This is a genomic window from Citrobacter sedlakii, from assembly GCF_018128425.1.
GTDB classification, from domain to species: domain Bacteria; phylum Pseudomonadota; class Gammaproteobacteria; order Enterobacterales; family Enterobacteriaceae; genus Citrobacter_A; species Citrobacter_A sedlakii.
Genome location: NZ_CP071070.1, coordinates 907704 through 926249, shown reverse-complemented (window position 1 = coordinate 926249; position 18546 = coordinate 907704). Strand labels below are relative to the sequence as shown.

Here is an 18546-nt window from a genome sequence, read left to right as displayed (position 1 = left end):
CGGCCAGACAGTTAGCCTTCGCCATTGAACAACGCGGACAAACCGCTTCGGCGTTCGGTGCGGGTGGCCACCGCGCTGCTCAGAATGCGCTCATCGGCATACAGCGATAGCCGCTGGCGCGCGCGGGTTACAGCAGTGTACACCAGTTCGCGGGTCACCACCGGCGAGCGCTGGGTGGGCAACACCAGCGCCGCATGGTCGAACTCCGATCCCTGCGATTTATGCACCGTCATTGCCCACGTTGTTTCATGCTCCGGCAGGCGGCTGGGCTGTATGTCTTTGATGCTGCCGTCCGGCATCGCGAACCAAACCCGTAAGCCGTCCCCGCGCTCAAGCGCAATGCCAATATCGCCGTTAAACAGCCCCAGCGCGCTGTCGTTGCGGGCAATCATAACTGGCCGCCCTTCATACCAACGGGAATGCGGCAGACGGCGAATTTTCCGTTTCTGCTGCATAGCCTGCTCAAGACGTTCATTCAGTCCGCTGACGCCAAACGGCCCTTCACGGAGCGCGCAGAGCAACTGGAATTCATTGAAAGCCTCAATGATTGCGTCTGGTTCCGCACGCTGTGAAAGCAGTTGCAGATAGCGTCCGTAGCCGCGCAGCGCGTCATCAAGCATAGCGCTGTAGTCTTCCCCGCTCTGCAATATCCGTTTCTCAATATCTGCAAAATCCTGCTGAAAGACGGTGTTTATCGCCGCCTTATCGCCCCGGTTGATCGCCGCCGCCAGTTGGCCAATGCCGGAATGGCTGCCAAAGCGATAGCTTTTTTGCAACAGACACAGGCTGTCCCGCAGGGAAGCGGCTTCAGTACCGGTACCTGCCGGGACGGGCATACCGGTCAGGCGGGTCAACTGTTGCGCCCGCTCCGGCGTATAACCCGCGTTCACATACGCGCAGATATCACCGAGCACCGCCCCTGCTTCTACCGACGCCAGCTGGTCGCGATCGCCGAGGAAAATCACCCGCCCATGCGGCGGCAACGCGTCAATCAGGCGCGACATCATCGGCAGGTCAATCATGGACGCTTCATCAACCACCAGCACGTCCAGATGCAACGGGTTACCCGCGTGATGGCGCAAGCGCTGACTGCCCGGTTGGGCGCCCAACAGCCGGTGCAGCGTGCTGGCCTCTTCAGGAATGCGTTTTTTCTGTTCGTCTGTCAGCGGAAGCTGGCGCAGGGCCTTGCCTAATGATTCGGTCAGCCGCGCTGCCGCTTTGCCCGTCGGCGCCGCCAACCGGATGCGGCATCGCTCGCCGTCCGCCAGTTGAATTAACGCCGCCAGCAGTCGCGCCACGGTTGTGGTTTTTCCCGTCCCCGGCCCGCCGGAAATCACCGAAATCCGCCGGGTCAGCGCGACCGCCGCCGCCACTTTTTGCCAGTTAATGTCATCAGCGTCCGGAAATAGCGCTTCCAGCGTTTGCGACAACAGGGCTTCATCCACCGCAATGGGCTGATTTACTTCGCTAAAGAACCGCGCTACCGTCCGTTCGTTACACCACATGCGATTCAGATACAAACGTTCGCCGTAGAGAATCATCGGCGAGGGATGCTCGCCGCGGCTGACCGCGCTGGAGGCCAGCAGACATTCACGCCAGTCTGCTGGCTCGCCGATCTCACTCAGGCAGGCGGCCAGCACCGGTGGCAGATCATCCTTCTGCGTCAGGCGCGCAAGCGGTAAACAGACGTGCCCCTCTCCGGCGTCCCGACTCAACAGCGCCGCCGCCAGCGTCACGGCAGGCTCATTCTCGCCAGTTACCGCCAGCGCAAACTGCGCGTCCAGCGGGCGAAGCTGTTTTTGTTCCACAGCGTCGAGCAGTCGCTCCTGTAACGTCATCGCGTCTCCTCCTCTGTCACACCCGCAAACATCTCATCCATGCGGGTAATCAGCTCGCTGTCAGGGCGGGTAGTGAAAATCCCCTGCTGCGGCTGTTCGCTGTCCACTCCGCGTAAAAACAGATAAATCACGCCGCCAACGTGGCGCGTATAGTCATAATCCGCAATGCGATGTCGCAGGTAGCGATGCAGCGCAAGGGTATAAAGCTGATACTGTAAATCGTAGCGGTGTGCCTGCATTGCCGCCGCCATCGCTTCCGGCGTGTAGGCCTGGCTATTGTCGCCCAGCCAGTTTGACTTATAGTCCAGCAGGTAATAGCGGCCTTGATGACGAAACACCAGGTCGATAAAGCCTTTCAGCATCCCACGAACCTGTGTGAAATCCAGCGGCGGACAGCCCGCCGAGAGCGGATCATATTGACGAATAAGCGCATCAAGTTCCGCAGCGACCAGCGGCTTGCCGATCGGCAGATAAAACTCCATCTCAACCTGTTTTTCACGCGCCGAAAGCTGGTTCAGGCTGACGCCCGTTTCATTGAGGGGGGTGCGTAAAATCGCCGCGATCCACTGGGTAAGCGTCGGTTCCCAGTGCGCCTCATAGCCGCCCAATTCAAGCTTTTCCCGCACCCAGACGGGATCAACCGGCTGGGTAAAGTCGAGATCTTCAAACAGGCTGTGCAGGAACGTGCCCGGCGACGCGCCGCGCGGAAACTGGTGCGGCGTCAGTTCAGGGGCGTCCACCACCTCGCCGACGCCTGCGGCATCGATATCCAGTCGCGGCATAAGATCCTGAGCGATGCCGTGTCCGCGCTGCTGCAGGCCGGAATAACTGGTCACACGCCAGCTATCGCCGGGGGTACGCAGTACATGACGAACGCTCAGCGCCGCCTCGCTTTCCGCGAAGGCTGGCAGTGACTCAGGACGGATCACGTCCGGGGCCCGGCAATGAATATGCTCATCGCACAGCGCTTCAATCGCGGCGCGAAGCCCGGCGGCGTCTTTCGGCTCGCCTTTTTGCAGCAGACGGCCAAGCGCGCTCAGATGCACATCGGTATCGCCTTTTTTGTCGCCCCGGCGGCGCACCAGAGGCGCAACGCCCAGGCTACAGTGCCAGACGGAACGGGTCAGCGCCACGTATAGCAACCGCAGATCTTCCGCCAGCCGCTCGGCTTCGGCCAGCGCAATGCTCTCTTCCGCATGGCTGAGATCCAGTACCGCTTCAAAGGACTGACGGTCATGGTAAAACGCCTGATCCTGAACGCGAAAGTGGGTGATAAACGGCAGCCACACCAGCGGGTATTCCAGCCCTTTCGATTTATGAATGGTGACGATTTGCACCAGATGCTTATCGCTTTCCAGACGCATCTGCTGGCTGGCGGCATTGTTGTCCGGCTCAAGAATATGTTGAGAAAGCCAGCGTACCAGCGCATGTTCGCTCTCCAGCTGCGACGCCGCCTCCTGCAATAGCTCGCTGATGTGCAGGATATCGGTCAGGCGACGTTCGCCCCCCGCCGTTGCCAGCAGGTTTTCCGCGATATGACGCGCCGACATCAGCGCGCGCAGCATCGGCATGACGCCGCGCTTCTGCCAGATCTGACGATAACCGACAAACTCTTCCACCACCCGATCCCAGGCGCTTTCGCTTTGATTAAGCGTTTCGATATCACGGGCGTTCAGTCCCATCATCGAAGTAGCTAACGCGCTACGTAAGGTATTTTCCCGCTCCGGGTTCATGACCGCCTGCAGCACCCAGAGCATTTCCTGGGCTTCCAGCGTGTCGAACACGCTGTCGCGGTTGGATAGATAGACAGAAGGAATGGCAAGCAGGGTCAGGGCATCGCGCACCAGCGCGGCTTCCTGGCGGCTTCTGACCAGTACGCTAATATCGGACGCGCTCACCGCTTGCGCGCGCTCACCGCGGATGAGCAGAGCGTCGCCACGCTGCCCGGCTTCCAGCCAGTCGCGGATTTGCGCAGCGCAGACCTGCGCCATGTAGCTCTGGTAATCCCCCACGCCGCAGCCTTCCCCGTCCATCAGCCACATTGTCATCGCGGGCTGTGCTTCGCCACGAAACTCAAAGCGCAGCGACTGGTTTTTTTCGGCAGACTTAACTGGCTGGAACGGAATCTCACGAAACATAAAGGCATCGTCCATCTGGCCGAACAGTCGGTTAACACTGTTGACCATTCCTGGCGCGGAACGCCAGTTGGTATCGAGCGTATAGTGCGCGTTCACTTCGCTACGCGCTTTCATATACGTGAAAATGTCCGCACCGCGAAATGCATATATCGCCTGCTTCGGGTCGCCGATCAGTAACAGCGCCGTCTCCGGCTGCCGCTGCCAGATACGGCGGAAAATTCGGTATTGCTGAGGATCGGTGTCCTGAAATTCGTCGATCATCGCGACCGGAAAACGGGTACGAATGGCGGCCGCCAGCGCATCGCCGTTCTCACTGCGCAGCGCGGCGTCCAGCCTGCTGAGCATGTCGTCAAACCCGAGTTCGCCGCGGCGGCGCTTTTCGCGGGCAACCGTTTCACGAATTTCCGCCAGCGCGCGCGTGATCACCAAATCCCGGATGGTCAGAGGCTCCGCCAGCAGTTCATCAATGGCGACAAACAGCGGATGTTCCGGCACGACGCCGCCCGCTTTGGTCCGTTCCTGCAAAAAACGCTGCGAAAATTTCTCCAGCGCGTCCGGGAGCTGGTAGCTCAGGGTCTCTTCCTGCGCCCAGGCGCTGATCTTTTCGATCCATTTTCCCTGATTACCACGATTAAATTTGCGCCGGTCAATGCCAGAGGATTCCAGCAGCCCCTCCAGTTGATCGACTGATTCACACCACTTTTGCTTGAGCGCGTTGATCCGTCCGACGATGGCGTCATGACGGGAGGCCAGCGTTTCGTCATCGGGCGGCGGCGCTTTAATGACCGGCGCTTCCCCCTGCAAATAGCGATTGATATCGGCAAGCAGCGACTTAGGGCCTTTCCAGGTCTCAAATACCACCTGAGCGATTTCACGCGGTAAGGGGTAGCAGTGGCGACGCCAGAAATCCGCGCACGCCTGATAGCGCAGCAGGGATTCGTCCTCAATCAATTGCTGTTCAAACAGCATGCCGGACTCAAAGGCATTCAGGCTCAGCATGCGCTGACAAAAACCATGGATAGTAAACACCGCCGCCTCGTCCATCTGCCGCTCAGCCAGCAGCAGCCACTGGGCCGCCTGTTCGGTATCGGCGATCTCATCCAGCAGGCTGGCATAAAGCGGGTTATCGGTGGACTTGCGCAGGCAGGCGATACGCAGCTCATGAATATTGCTGCGAATACGGCCGCGGAGTTCTTCGGTGGCGGCCTCGGTGAAGGTCACCACCAGGAGTTCTTCCACGGTGAGCGGACGAGGAAAGGCGGCTGTACCGCCGAGTCCGAGCAACAGGCGCAAATAAAGCGCTGCGATGGTAAAGGTTTTGCCGGTCCCCGCCGAGGCTTCAATCAGGCGCTCGCCCGTAAGGGGCAAGCGCAGGGGATCAAGGGACTCGGCAACATCATTCATTCTTATCACTCATCAGGGGCAAAGTTTGCTGCAACGCGCTGACGTTATCCCACACTTTCCAGCCTTCCGGGCGGGCGTAACCCGCCTTCCCGCTCTGACCACCGGAAATTTGCGACAGTATCGCCATGCCTTGCGGCGCGACCACCGCCTGATGGAAGAAATCCGCGAGCTTCTGTGGCGTCAGCAGTTTTATCTGGGCGACGATTTTATCACGCGAATCGAAACGCATATTGCCGCGATCGAAATCTTTGCTGATTTTCGATGCTTCTTCACCCAGCGTCTGCGGCGCCTGCACCATTTGCGCAATGATCGCCTGCTGGATCTGCACAAACTCTTCCGGCTTCATTGCCCGTAGTTTTGCTTCCGCTGTTGGGAAAAACGCTTTATAACGCTCCCACAAATACTTAGGTTGTTTGTCGCTGCTTTGCAGGAGGAAACCCATCCCCCATTGACGCCCTACGCTCATCGGGAAAGCGAATACCGCGTAACCCAGTTGTTCTTCAGTACGAAGCTGATGGTAAAACCACGGCTGCACAATCTGACCGAGCATCGCACTGTAGGCCGAGCTGGCATACTCGTCGTAGCCCGTGGGCACAAAAACCGCCGCCAGTGCGGAGTCTGTACTGCTGCCCGCTTTTTCAAAAATCACGGACTGCTTTTTATCGACCACCACATCTTTATTACGACACCACTCTGAGCCGTTCGCGCCCAGCTGTTTCTGGATATCGCGCGCCATTGACGTCACCTGCGCCTCGCTCATGTTGCCGATGACCAGGAACTCCGGACGCGCGCCGGTTTTTAACGCCTCACGATACTCCATCACCTCTTTCAGCGTGATTGACGGCAGCAGCGCGCGACGCTCATCGCGGGTGAAATAAGGCACCTGCGAGATCATCTGCACCGGCATGATGGCTTGCTCGTAAGCTTTACCTTTCTCAGCGGAATCCATCATCTGGCTGTACCAGGATTTCGCCTGTTCCAGCTGTTCTTCCGTCGCGCTATAGGTGAAATACCCTTCAAGCAGCGCCTTGAAAAGCTGCGGCAAGCGCTGCGTATAACCGTCGGCATTCAGCATCAGACCATTATTCGCGTTCGTGGAAAAGCCGATCCCGCCGACGGAGGCCTGGTTGCTTAACTGATCGAGCGCGATCCCCGCCAGATAATCATTCAGGGCAAACATCACCTGATTTCTGGCGCTGTCCATCGCTTTAGGGTTGCGCAAAATGACGCTGACGTCCGCCCTGGGTTCGCTGGCAAAGTGCTGGCTTGGCGCGTAAACCACTCGCAGCGCCGGCTCATCGACAATCAGCGCCGGGCGGGGGTATGACTTTTGCGGTTTAGTCAGGGTGAAATCGTCAGGAATATAGGGGTTAAGTTCCGGCAGCGACAGGGTAATGCCCTGCGCTTTTTTCTGCCATGCGGCAAACGTCTGCTCGCTGATTTTATCAACCTGATACGGCGCATCGACAAAGTAAGCGGTTTTATTGTGCGGCTCTTTCGGGCTGATGTACCAGATACGCGCATTTTGCGGCGTCATCATGCCAAGACGCGCATTTATCGCTTTGGCGTCGTAACGATCGGCAATGTTTACGGCGTCGAGAGTATGCGCCACCGGTACGCGGATCATGGTATCCGCCAGCCACTCGACGTAGTCCATATCGCGGGTAATTGACGGATAACGGAAGTCGAGGTCAAGTACATGCGCCAGTTCGTCAAAGTAGCGCTTATCAATTCCCTTTTCACGCAGCAGATTGAGGTAACTGAAAATAGCGGCGACAACCTCTTCGCGTTGGGCCAGCCCTTTGTCGGTCAACGTGGCCGAAATTGCCAGCACGCCGCTGTTGCCATTCACTACCGGATCGGAGTCCGCGCGAATACCTTCCACCAGTCCCTGCTTTTGTAGCCAGTCAGAAAGCGTGCCTGGCGTACGATTACCGATCAAATATGCGATCAGTTCGTCCGTTTTGCTGCGAAACTGCGCGCTGTTATTGTCGATGCGAAACTCGACGCGCAGCACTTTTCGCGGCAGCGCGGGAACGTAGTGGATGATAATCCCTTTTTGCGCGTCGGTGACCACCGGGACGGTGATAGCCGGTTTTTCGATGTTTTTATTCGGCACCCGACCATAGGTTTCAGCAGCCATCTTCGCCAGCTCCGGCAGCGGCTTATTGCTGTATATCACCGCTTTCATGAGGTTGGCGGAGTAATATTTTTTATGGAAGTCGACCAGCGCCTGTTGCACCGGGTTTCCGGGTTTATCGCTCAGGGTTTCCAGGTTTCCACCGGAAAAGCGTGAGCCCGGGTGCGCAGGGTTGATGGTTTCTGCGCTGACCTGCGCCATTCGCATCCCGTCACGGGTACGCGCCATCGTCAACTCTGCGTTCACCGCGTTGCGTTCACGATCCGCATATTTTTTATCCAGAAGCGGTTGTGCGACGGCGTCTGACAATCGATCAACGGCTCCGGCCAGAGCGTCGTTTTCGACTTCCAGATAAAAAGCGGTGCGATACGGCGCGGTGCTGGCGTTATGGCTGCCGCCGTGCAGTTTGAGATATTCAGCAAGGCTGTCGGCCTGAGGGTATTTTTTCGATCCCATCAGACACATATGCTCAAGATAGTGCGCCAGCCCCTGATGCGCCTCCGGATCTTCAAGCGAACCAACGGGTACCACCAGCGCAGAGAGGGATTTTACCGCCTGCGGATCGGATACCAGCAAAACCACCATGTCATTATCCAGACGCACGGCCTGATACTGACGGGTATCTTTGTCGCTTTTCCGGATAGTTTCCGCTATGGGTTGCCAACCGGTGTCTGCCTGACTTAAGGGCGCCCAAAAGGCGACGAACAACAGTAACGCTTTGAACCAGGTGCTGCGGGGCATTCAAAAACCTCATCATTAACTTTCTTTCAGCGCAAAGACACGCCGTTTGCGACTCCGGGCAGGGCAACGCATCTTAAAGGAAGCCTTTAAATTGCGCAATTTTTATACAATCATGACGACTGATTAAATCTGAAAAGCGGAAGCAGGTAACGTTGCGACTGCGCGAGTATCATCTCAAGCGTGTCTGGCTCCAGTTGCCGCCACAGGCGCTGATACCAGATATCATCGCCTTCGCCACGCACGATCATATTCCCTTCGTAAGCCTGCAAAAACTTCGTGCGGGCCTTCTGGCGCGTGTCGTCGTCCTCTAACATGGCATCATTTGCCGCGTCGTAACAGGCTTTTATCCACGCGCCGCCGCTTTCCGGCAGAACCAAAAGCGGCGCGGACATCCCTTCGCGATAGCCTTCAATCAGTTGCGCAAGGTAGCCTAACGCCTGCTCTTTTTCTAACGGCGGGAAGCGCCATTCGCCGTCTTTTCGCAAAAACAGCCGACTTTCGCCTTTTCCCCCGCAGGCACAATAGACAAGGTGTTCGAGCCAAAGTTGCACGCCCTGCGAAACGCTGATTAGGGAAGGCCGCCAGCGTAACAGGCCGTCCTCCTGCACCTGCGGCAGCCAGCCGGTCAACTGGACGCCGTGACAGTCGAGATCGATTTCCAGACTCTGACTCGGCTGGCGACAGGCAATAATTTTGTCGGCCAGCGTCTGCATTTCCTGATGCTGAGCTTCCCAGAGAATTTCGCCAAACGCCCCGTAAGGCAGATCGCCCGCCGCGCGGAAACGACGGAACAGGCTTTCCGCATCGCCCTGCTCGACCAGCGCGTTCAGCAACTGCTGGTTGAGCTGATAACGGCTTAAACCTTCCAGAGTAAAAGGCTCCGTGTCCGGAATATCACTCTCCTCAGCACGAAAATTAACCCGCAATCGCATCTGGAAAAACGCCCGTACCGGATGCGCCCAGAAACGCTGAAGCGTGTCGAGATTCAACGTATCCGGCATCGCAAATTCCAGCGGCTGGACAAAATCGCTATGGGCCTTTCCGCTACGGCTGGCCGCTGGCAACCACTCGCTGGCGTAGCTCTGCAACTCGCCAGGCTGGAAGTTCTGCGCGTCAAACGGCATTCGCGTATGCAGACAGGCAATATGTGCTTTCACCCGCGCCTCGCTTTCATCGCAGGTCAGCGCCTCGTCGCCCGGCAAATAATGGCTTTGTCCGATATAGTCAAGCAGTTCCTGCACCAGTACCGAAGGAAAGCGTTCACTGTTATCCTGAATGGAGCGCCCGATGTAGCTGATATACAACGTCTGTTGGGCAGAAATTAATGCTTCCAGGAATAAGTAGCGGTCATCATCCCGACGACTGCGATCGCCACGCATTGGCTTCTGGCTCATCAGGTCAAAACCAAGCGGGGGCAGCTGGCGTGGGTAAATGCCGTCGTTCATTCCCAGCAAACAAACCACTTTGAACGGGATGGACCGCATCGGCATCAGGGTACAGATATTCACCGGGCCGGCCAGGAATCGCTGACTGATTCGCTCCTGATCCAGTCGCTGCGCCAGTTCATCACGCAGTAGCGAAAGCGGTACCGCATCGCCATATTCCGCGCCTATTCCTTCGGCAATAATCGTCTGCCACTGCTGCTCTATCAGCGTCATGGCGGCTTCCGTTTCGCTGTCCGGCTGGAAAAAATCGTTGAGCATGTCCCGGCAAACGGGTAACCACTCCTCCAGAGGCCGCTCCTGCGCCAGTCCACGTCGCCAGATGTTGAGCTGCATCAGCAGAGACGCAAGATGCCCAACCAGTTCCGCAATCAGCCCGCTGGATTCGTCATACGGCAGGACGGACTGCCATTCGCCCTGCGCGCTTTCCATCGCGTAGCCGAGCAGCATTCGCGTCAGGCCAAATCGCCAGGTGTGCTGCCCCGTCGCCGGAAGCGCCAGCTCCCGTACGTTATCGTCATCAATCCCCCAACGGATGCCGGATTCGTTAACCCACAACCGCAGATAGCGCAGCCCTTCTTCACTGATATTAAAACGCGCCGCCAGCACCGGCACATCCAGTAACGCCAGCACATCTTCAGAAACAAAGCGGCTGTCAGGCAGTGACAGCAGACTGATAAACGCCTGCAAAACCGGGTGAGACTGGCGGGCGCGGCGATCCGAAATGGCATAGGGCAGATAACGCTCAGGCGGCGCGCTGCCAAATACCGCCTGAATAAACGGGCTATAGCTGTCGATATCCGCCACCATTACGATAATATCGCGCGGGGTCAGCGAGGGATCGGCCTCAAGCATTGCCAGCAGGCGATCGTGAAGCACTTCCACTTCTCGCTGCGGACTATGACACACGTGAAAAGTAACGCTGGTATCGTTCGGGTCAAGCCGACGCTTACTGTCGCTGCGCGAATATTCTTCCAGATTCACGCCCGCTACCGCGCGGTTCTCCAGCTCAAGGATATCGGCCTGAATAGCGTGCAGCAGGTTATCCGGCGTGACGTCGACGAACGCATCCAGCTCCTGGCTGTTTTCCAGTTCGGAGAGCAGGTAAATATAGTCTCGTCCCAGCTTCCCCCATGACGCCAACATTGGATTGCCGACGTCCTGTTCTCCGTCGCGGTTAAATAAGCTTTCGGCTTTCGCATTATCACGAAACAACGGTAAATGGCGCTCTTCGAAGCTGTGCCGCCGTTGACGCGCCAGCAGCTTTGCCAGCCAGGCCGGATCTTTAATATCACCCCAGTAATAACGGCAGGGATTGGTAAAAAGTAAATGAATGTCGATATGTTTACCGAGGGCCTGCAGCGCCTGCAAATAGACGGGCGGTAGCGCGGAAATTCCGCAGATAAACACCCGAGAAGGCAGCCCGGGCGGACAGGAACTGGCGCTGTCAAGAGTCTGAATGAAACGCTGGTAAAGGTTAGCGCGGTGCCAGCGCGGTTGTCCTAACTCCGCGGTGTATTCCACCAGCGCCTTCCACAGCGGCGCCTGCCAACGTTGAGCCTCGCCCAGCCCCTCAATCCTGCGACCTGTTTCCCACTGCGTCAGCCAGTCAGGACGGTAAACCAGGTACTGGTCGAACAGATCCGCCGCGCGCGAAGAAAGCTGGAATAGTTTGCGTTTGTCACTGTCGTCCGTCAGATAGTGGCGCAGCAACGCGAAGTCGTCTTGCTCCAGAAGCTGTGGCAACAGCGTCATAAGTTTCCAGCTCATGCTCTGTTTGCTAAATGCGCTCTCTTTAGGAATTTCCGGCAACACGCGAACAAACATGTCCCAGATAAAACTCGCCGGCAGGGGAAACTCGATATTGGCGGCGATGCCAAACTTCTGCGAAAGGGTCATTTGTAACCACTGCGCCATACCGGTGCTTTGCACCAAAATCATTTCTGGCTCGAACGGATCGTCCAGCCGCTCGCGCTCGACGATAAACTCCATCAACGCTTCCAGCACATCCAGACGGTTTGAGTGGTAGACCCTTAACATAGAGACTCCTGACAACTAACGATTAGGGCAGTGCAGACGCGTCATCGCGCCCTGTCTGCCCAGCGGTGAAACCAGCTGAACGCTGATGCTGACACATCCGGCCTGCGTTGTCTGCATCCGGTTAACCCGCCAGTTATCAGGTGGCGATAATGGCCGCAGTTGCGTTTGTCGCCAGGCGAGTCGCCACTGTTGCAGATACTGGCCGTTCACGACAAAACTGTTCATTAGCGCACGCTGATACCCGGAAAGCGCGGTGACCACCATGACCATCAACAGCATGGCTAACAGCACGTCAGGCAGGCTAAAACCACGCTGGCGGCTCAGGGAAGCTGGCATAGCGCAACCTCCCGCAGCGGGCAAAAATCGCTCCAGCCAGACGGAGAAAACACGACGCTTTCTTCGCGCTGTTCCGCTTGTCGCCATAATGATGTCCCCTGCCAGCTTGCAATAAGCAGCGCGCGTTTTCCATCGATCTGACGCAGGCAGACGGGAACCCTTTCCGCCGCATAATACCGACACTGTTTTTCAGCGCCTGTGCCCCAATGCTGCATTCTGCCCCACTCTATGGCTGACTGCACCAGCGCCTGACGCTGTAAGGCCTGGCTTTCCAGCGCCACGCGCCGGGAAAAATGCGTTTGCTGCTGGTTTAGCCCTTGCAACAGCAGGCTCCCAAGCACCAACAGCAACAGTACCAGTGCAAGAGAAGAGACGCCTCGCTCACGGTTCACAGATTAAATCCCGTCACGCTATACAACACGTCAATCGCCATCCGCGGACGGGCCCGGCTCTCGCCGCGCAACCGTAGGGTCAGTTCGGGCGCAAAACCAGCAGTGTCTTGCCGTTCAACCACAAACCCGGTGATCTGAACGGTGTCTGGATCGGTCATTTTATCCCAACCTTTGTCGGTACAGCTTCTTGCCCCCCGCAATGTTTCCAGTGCGCTACCGCTAAGACGAAACCCAATCTGTTCGGCGTCTTTTAGCGGCTCGCGCTCCCAGATACCGTTACCGTTGGCATCCCACTGCGCGATGACGCATTGCCCCTGTTGGGCAATAAACAACCCTTTTCCCTTGCAGCTACCATAACAATACCCGGCTCGCTGAAGATGCTTCGCGACGGTATACACCCGCTGCCACATATCGTCTTCCAGCGAAAGCCTTCGGGTATGCTGCAAAATGTCGCGCTGTAACGCGGGCAAAAAGCGGGCGGCTCCCAACAGCAGTACACTACCGATGGCCATCGCGATTAAAACTTCGAGCAATGAAAATCCGCGTTCGTTCATCGGCAGGCCTCGGTGTTGTCGCGCTCGCACAAGCGAATGCGCCCCCACGGCGACACAACCAGACGCCATTCGCCCGCCGGGTTTTTCAGGCGGATATGTCCGGCCCAGGCAGTGTTGCGCAGGCCAAAGAAGGCTAGCGACGGCGTGATCTCCGCGATGGCGATGTCGTGCCAACGCGGCGTAAAGACCAGCGCGGAACGTGGCAGACAGGTCGTTTGTTGGGCAAGCGAACTGACAAGACACTCTCTTTCCTCCTCCCTGATGACGGCAATGGTATGGTCGCGGTTATGCCAGTTGGCATCTTCACGCAGTTGAAGCAAATAATCCCGCAGTTCGCAGGCGGTCTGCCATAAGCGCTGCTGTTGCTGCCAGCGTTGCCAGCCATACAGTCCCGTTGCACTCAGGCTGACGATAATAAGCATCGCGACCAGCATTTCGATGAGCGTATAACCCTGCTGTTTTTTCATAGCGGCAGTATGGCCAGGCGAAAAATAAAAACGAGGGGAGAAAGCGGATTATTCGGCGCGTTACGAAGAATATTTATGGCGTTGCAGCAGATTGCAGAATCGTTGGAATCCGCGCCGAAAGAACGGTAACAGGATAAAAAAAACCGACGCACTGTGGCGTCGGTCATGACAGGATAGCAAGGGTCAGATAGCCACGGGCGCTTTGATGCCGGGATGCGGATCGTAGCCCTCAATATCAAAGTCTTCAAAGCGATAGTCGAAGATCGATGCCGGCTTACGCTTGATCACCAGTTTCGGTAGCGCGCGCGGTTCACGGCTTAACTGCAAGTGCGTTTGCTCCATATGGTTGCTGTACAGGTGGGTGTCGCCACCGGTCCAGACGAAATCGCCCACCTCCAGGTCGCACTGTTGCGCCATCATATGCACCAGCAGGGCGTAGCTGGCGATGTTGAAAGGCAGGCCGAGGAACACGTCGCAAGAACGTTGATAAAGCTGGCAGGAGAGCTTGCCGTCCGCCACATAGAACTGGAAGAACGCATGGCAGGGCGCCAGCGCCATTTTATCCAGTTCGCCGACATTCCAGGCAGAAACGATGATACGGCGCGAATCGGGGTCGTTTTTCAGCTGATTCATCACCGTGGTGATCTGGTCGATATGACGGCCGTCAGGCGTCGGCCAGGCACGCCACTGCTTGCCGTAAACCGGACCGAGATCGCCATTTTCGTCCGCCCATTCATCCCAGATGGAGACATTATTTTCATGCAGATAAGCGACGTTGGTGTCACCCTGCAGGAACCACAGCAGTTCATGAATGATCGAGCGCAGATGGCAACGCTTTGTCGTCACCAGCGGGAATCCTTCCTGCAGGTTAAAACGCATCTGATGACCAAAAATGGAAAGCGTTCCGGTTCCGGTGCGGTCGTTTTTCTGTGTGCCTTCATCCAGCACTTTTTGCATCAGTTCTAAATACTGTTTCATGGTTCCTCAGGAAACGTGTTGCTGCGGGCTGCGGCGGTAAGCCCAAACCATCATGATCACACCAGCGACAATCATCGGAATTGAGAGGATCTGCCCCATGCTGATGTACTGTACCCATTCGCCGGTAAACTGCGCATCCGGCTGGCGAAAGAATTCCACGATGATACGAAACGCGCCGTAACCAATCAAAAACAATCCGGATACGGAGCCCATCGGTCGCGGTTTACGAATAAACAGGTTAAGAATGATAAACAGGACTATCCCTTCCAGCACCATTTCATAGAGCTGGGAAGCGTGGCGAGGCAGGACGCCGTAGGTGTCAAAAATGGACTGCCACTGCGGATGCGTTTGCAGCAGCAGAATATCCTCGGTACGCGAGCCAGGGAACAGCATGGCGTAAGAGAAATCAGGGTCCACACGCCCCCACAGTTCGCCGTTGATAAAGTTGCCCAGACGGCCCGCGCCCAGGCCAAACGGGATCAACGGCGCGATAAAATCAGAAACCTGGAAGAAGTTACGCTTTGTGCGTCTGGCAAAAATGATCATCACCAGAATCACGCCGATCAGGCCGCCGTGGAAGGACATGCCACCGTCCCAGACGCGGAACAGATACAGGGGATTTTCCAGAAACAACGGGAAGTTATAGAACAGCACGTAGCCAATACGTCCGCCGAGGAATACCCCGAGGAAGCCTGCATAGAGTAAATTTTCGACTTCATTCCTGGTCCAGCCGCTGCCCGGGCGGTTGGCACGCCGCGTCGCCAGCCACATCGCAAAAATGAACCCCACCAGATACATTAAGCCGTACCAGTGAAGCGCGACGGGTCCAATTGAGAAAATGACCGGATCGAATTCCGGAAAATGCAGATAGCTACTGGTCATCTGTCACCACAAGTTCTTGTAATTTTGCTGAAATAAGTCAGCGCGCGAGATGCACGCCCGCAGGTTACAGGCGCTCCGAAGGTGCGAATAATAGCATAAGGGGCGCGCGGCAGTTGCGTCGGGTTGTAAAAGTTCTGTCAGGCAACGGACAAACGCACTGGAAACAGATGCGTAATCACAGTCCGCCGCGGATCAAACCGCCGACCCCACGCCGCTCCATAAAGGCTGCGACCTGATGCCGGACCTCCGTCGCCAGCTGCGCCTCCAGACTGCGCCGGGCGAGCACCTTCGCGTCTTCGAAATCGATATGGCGAAGCAGGTATTTCACTCGCGCTACCGAACGGCCGTTCATCGAAAGATGGCGGAACCCAAGACCAATCAGGATCGGTACGCACATGGGATCCCCGGCCATTTCACCGCACAGGCGCAGATCAATGCCGCTTCGCTCCGCTTCCTGCACGATCATTGCCAGCGCGCGCAACATGCCTGGATGCAGGCTGTCATAAATACTGGCGACGCGCGTGTTATTGCGATCTACCGCCAGAATGTACTGGGTCAGATCGTTCGTGCCAACCGAGATAAAGTCGATGCGACTGGCAAGATGCGGCAGCATAAACACCATTGACGGCACTTCAAGCATGATGCCGATCCGCGGTTTAGGGATCGCGTAACCGATCATCTCTTCCACTTCGCGCCCGGCGCGATCGATCAACCGCCGCGCTTCATCCACTTCATCAATGCTGGTGACCATCGGCAGCAAAATGCTCAGGTTGCCCGTTGCCGCGTTGGCGCGGAGCATCGCACGCACCTGGATCAGGAAGATCTCCGGCTGATCGAGCGTAATGCGGATCCCCCGCCAGCCAAGACACGGGTTCTCTTCGCTGATCGGCATATACGGCAGCTGTTTGTCCGCCCCGACGTCCAGCGTACGCAGCGTGACCGGCTTGTCGTTAAACATTTGCAGCATGCCCTGATACTGCGCGACCTGCTCCTCTTCAGACGGAAAGCCGCTTTGCAGCATGAAGGGTATTTCGGTGCGGTACAGGCCAATACCGTCAATGCGGCTACCGAGTTTTTCTTCATGCTCCGGACTCAGACCGGCGTTCAGCATCACCTTAACCCGTTCGCCGCTTTTCAACTGCGCAGGCTGGTTGACATCATCTTCCGCCAGACGGCTGAGCGCGATCTCCTCGCTGACAAGTCGCTGATATTCCTGGATCAATACCGGTTCAGGATCGACCAGTAGTTCGCCACGATAGCCGTCCACCACCAGCGTGCGCCGATGCAGTACCGAAGGCTGAATATCGGCCCCCATGACGGTCGGGATCCCCAGCGCGCGAACCATAATCGCCGCATGTGAGTTGGCGGCGCCGTCACGAACCACAACGCCTGCCAGTCTGTCCTGCGGCAGCTCCGCAAGCGTCGCGGCGGAAAGCTCATCGGCAACCAGAATAAAGCGCTCCGGCCAGGCGTTTGGCCCCTGGATGGCGTCATCGAGATGGAACAACAATCGCTGGCCGAGCGCGCGCAGATCGCCCGCACGCTCTTTTAAATAATTGTCACTCAGCGCCGCAAACTGTTCGGCAAACTTCTCGATAATCGTTTTGACCGCCCATTCCGCCACCGCGCCTTTATCGACTTCGGCGAACAGCTCCCGCCGCAGCCGGGCATCAGAGAGCAGGTGCGAATAGAGATCAAATATCGCCGCCGTCTCTTTTTGCGCGCCAGCCGCATAGCGTTTACTGTAACGGCGAAATTCGTTCGCCGCTTCTTCGAGCGCGCCGGTCAGACGCTCGCGCTCTAGCGCCGGATCCAGAGTGGAAGCCTGATACACCTGCTCCATCAGCGGCAGCGTTGCGTCCTGCCAGCCTTCGGCAATGGCAATACCTGGCGAGGCGGGCAGCGCGCGGATGCGCGTCTGACGGTACTGACCGAACAGCGCGGTGAGCTGAGACTGTGAAAGAATGGCCGCCATCTGGGTGGCGAGCGTGACGAGGAATGATTCTTCGCTTTCGTCGTACTGGCGCAGCTCGCGTTGCTGAACCACCAGCACGCCCAGCAGTTGTCGCCGCTGGATGATCGGCACGCCAAGAAACGCGCGAAAGCGCTCTTCTTTAACTGAGGGAATGTACTTGAAACTGGGGTGTTTTTGCGCATCGGCAAGGTTGATCGGCTCCGCCAGCCTGCCTACCAGGCCGACGATCCCTTCATCGAAGGCGAGCGCAACCGTGCGACCTCGCGGTTTTTTTAGCCCCCGGGTCGCCATAAGGTAATAACAACGTCGATCGTGATCGGCCAGGTAGACCGAACAGACCTCAGTATCCATCGCCAGACAGATGTCGGTGACCAGGATGTTCAACGCTTCATTCAGACGTGGAGCACTGGCCACCTTTTCGACTATTTCGCGCAGGCGGGTGAGCATAATTTGCGTGGCTTAACCTCTTTTACGTCGATAAGCAGGTGCGCTTTGCGGCTTCGGCGTCGCTTCCTGAAGCGCCATCACGACACTTGCGAACTCTTTCATCACCCTGCGGTAAACATCACGTTTGAATGAAACCACTTGCCGAACCGGGTACCAGTAGCTTACCCAACGCCAGCCATCGAACTCAGGTGTACTGCTGGTTTGCATGTTGATTTCCGCGTCCGCGCTCATCAACTGCAAAAGAAACCACTTTTGCTTCTGGCCGATACAAACCGGCTTTGTGTCCCAACGCACCAAACGTTTCGGTAACTTGTAACGCAACCAGTTGCGAGTAGAAGCCAGGATCCGCACATCTTTACGGCTTAACCCAACTTCTTCAAACAGTTCCCGGTACATCGCCTGTTCTGCTGATTCTCCAGGGTTGATTCCGCCTTGCGGGAATTGCCAGGAGTGCTGACCAAATCGCCGGGCCCACATGACTTGCCCCTGACGATTACAAATTACGATACCTACATTTGGGCGGTAGCCATCGTCATCAATCACCGGACTACCTCAACGTAAACCTTATATATGAATGATTGTTTCACACTCCTGACAGGCGGTAAACCATTGTGTTAGCGACCTGCGTATCTAATAACAATTGAATAACTCACAGTTAAGAACGAAGTTATAAACAGAAACTGGCATTTTTGACCGATCTTATTCACCTTTTCTGTGGATAGAGTTGTGAAAAAGTATGGAATTACTCCGGGAAAACCCAGAACAGTCTGAA

The 18546-nt window shown here is 56.8% G+C and carries 12 protein-coding genes; all 12 read right to left on the bottom strand.

Annotated features, from left to right (window positions below; genetic code table 11):
* Positions 1–11: 11 nt before the first annotated feature.
* The 12 genes from recD to rppH all read right to left on the bottom strand — a co-directional run bounded on the left by recD (position 12) and on the right by rppH (position 18317).
* Positions 12–1838, bottom strand: coding sequence for an exodeoxyribonuclease V subunit alpha (gene recD / locus JY391_RS04395; protein ID WP_211935278.1), 1827 nt, complete (start codon positions 1836–1838; stop codon positions 12–14).
* Complete coding sequence (gene recB, locus JY391_RS04390; RefSeq protein WP_211935277.1) at positions 1835–5380, bottom strand: exodeoxyribonuclease V subunit beta; 3546 nt, start codon at positions 5378–5380, stop codon at positions 1835–1837. The genes recD and recB overlap by 4 nt, the downstream gene beginning before the upstream one ends.
* Positions 5373–8261 carry a pitrilysin gene (ptrA, locus tag JY391_RS04385; RefSeq protein ID WP_211935276.1) on the bottom strand — a complete coding sequence of 963 codons (2889 nt, stop codon included), beginning with the start codon at positions 8259–8261 and terminating at the stop codon, positions 5373–5375. The genes recB and ptrA overlap by 8 nt, the downstream gene beginning before the upstream one ends.
* A 110-nt stretch (positions 8262–8371) precedes the next feature.
* Positions 8372–11743, bottom strand: a complete 3372-nt coding sequence (recC, locus tag JY391_RS04380) for an exodeoxyribonuclease V subunit gamma (protein WP_211935275.1) — start codon at positions 11741–11743, stop codon at positions 8372–8374.
* Positions 11744–11758: 15 nt separating this feature from the next.
* On the bottom strand, positions 11759–12079 hold the full coding sequence (locus tag JY391_RS04375) for a prepilin-type N-terminal cleavage/methylation domain-containing protein (protein ID WP_042288899.1): 321 nt from the start codon (positions 12077–12079) through the stop codon (positions 11759–11761).
* Positions 12064–12471: a DUF2509 family protein gene (locus tag JY391_RS04370; RefSeq protein ID WP_060569435.1), complete on the bottom strand. Its 408-nt coding sequence runs from the start codon at positions 12469–12471 to the stop codon at positions 12064–12066. Before JY391_RS04370 ends, JY391_RS04375 begins: the two co-directional genes overlap by 16 nt.
* The gene (locus JY391_RS04365; protein WP_211935774.1) at positions 12468–13031 is read right to left on the bottom strand and encodes a prepilin peptidase-dependent protein; all 564 of its coding nucleotides are present in this window, start codon (positions 13029–13031) and stop codon (positions 12468–12470) included. Before JY391_RS04365 ends, JY391_RS04370 begins: the two co-directional genes overlap by 4 nt.
* Positions 13022–13492 carry a prepilin peptidase-dependent protein gene (locus JY391_RS04360; protein WP_042288904.1) on the bottom strand — a complete coding sequence of 157 codons (471 nt, stop codon included), beginning with the start codon at positions 13490–13492 and terminating at the stop codon, positions 13022–13024. Before JY391_RS04360 ends, JY391_RS04365 begins: the two co-directional genes overlap by 10 nt.
* Positions 13493–13675: 183 nt before the next feature.
* Positions 13676–14470: a thymidylate synthase gene (thyA, locus tag JY391_RS04355; RefSeq protein WP_042288907.1), complete on the bottom strand. Its 795-nt coding sequence runs from the start codon at positions 14468–14470 to the stop codon at positions 13676–13678.
* 6 nt (positions 14471–14476) lie between these two features.
* Positions 14477–15352, bottom strand: a complete 876-nt coding sequence (gene lgt, locus JY391_RS04350) for a prolipoprotein diacylglyceryl transferase (RefSeq protein ID WP_042288910.1) — start codon at positions 15350–15352, stop codon at positions 14477–14479.
* A 175-nt stretch (positions 15353–15527) separates the two neighbouring features.
* The gene (ptsP, locus tag JY391_RS04345) at positions 15528–17774 is read right to left on the bottom strand and encodes a phosphoenolpyruvate--protein phosphotransferase (RefSeq protein WP_042288913.1); all 2247 of its coding nucleotides are present in this window, start codon (positions 17772–17774) and stop codon (positions 15528–15530) included.
* A 12-nt stretch (positions 17775–17786) separates the two neighbouring features.
* Entirely contained in the window at positions 17787–18317 is a 531-nt protein-coding gene (gene rppH, locus JY391_RS04340) for an RNA pyrophosphohydrolase (RefSeq protein ID WP_042288915.1), read from the bottom strand.
* Positions 18318–18546: the final 229 nt, after the last annotated feature.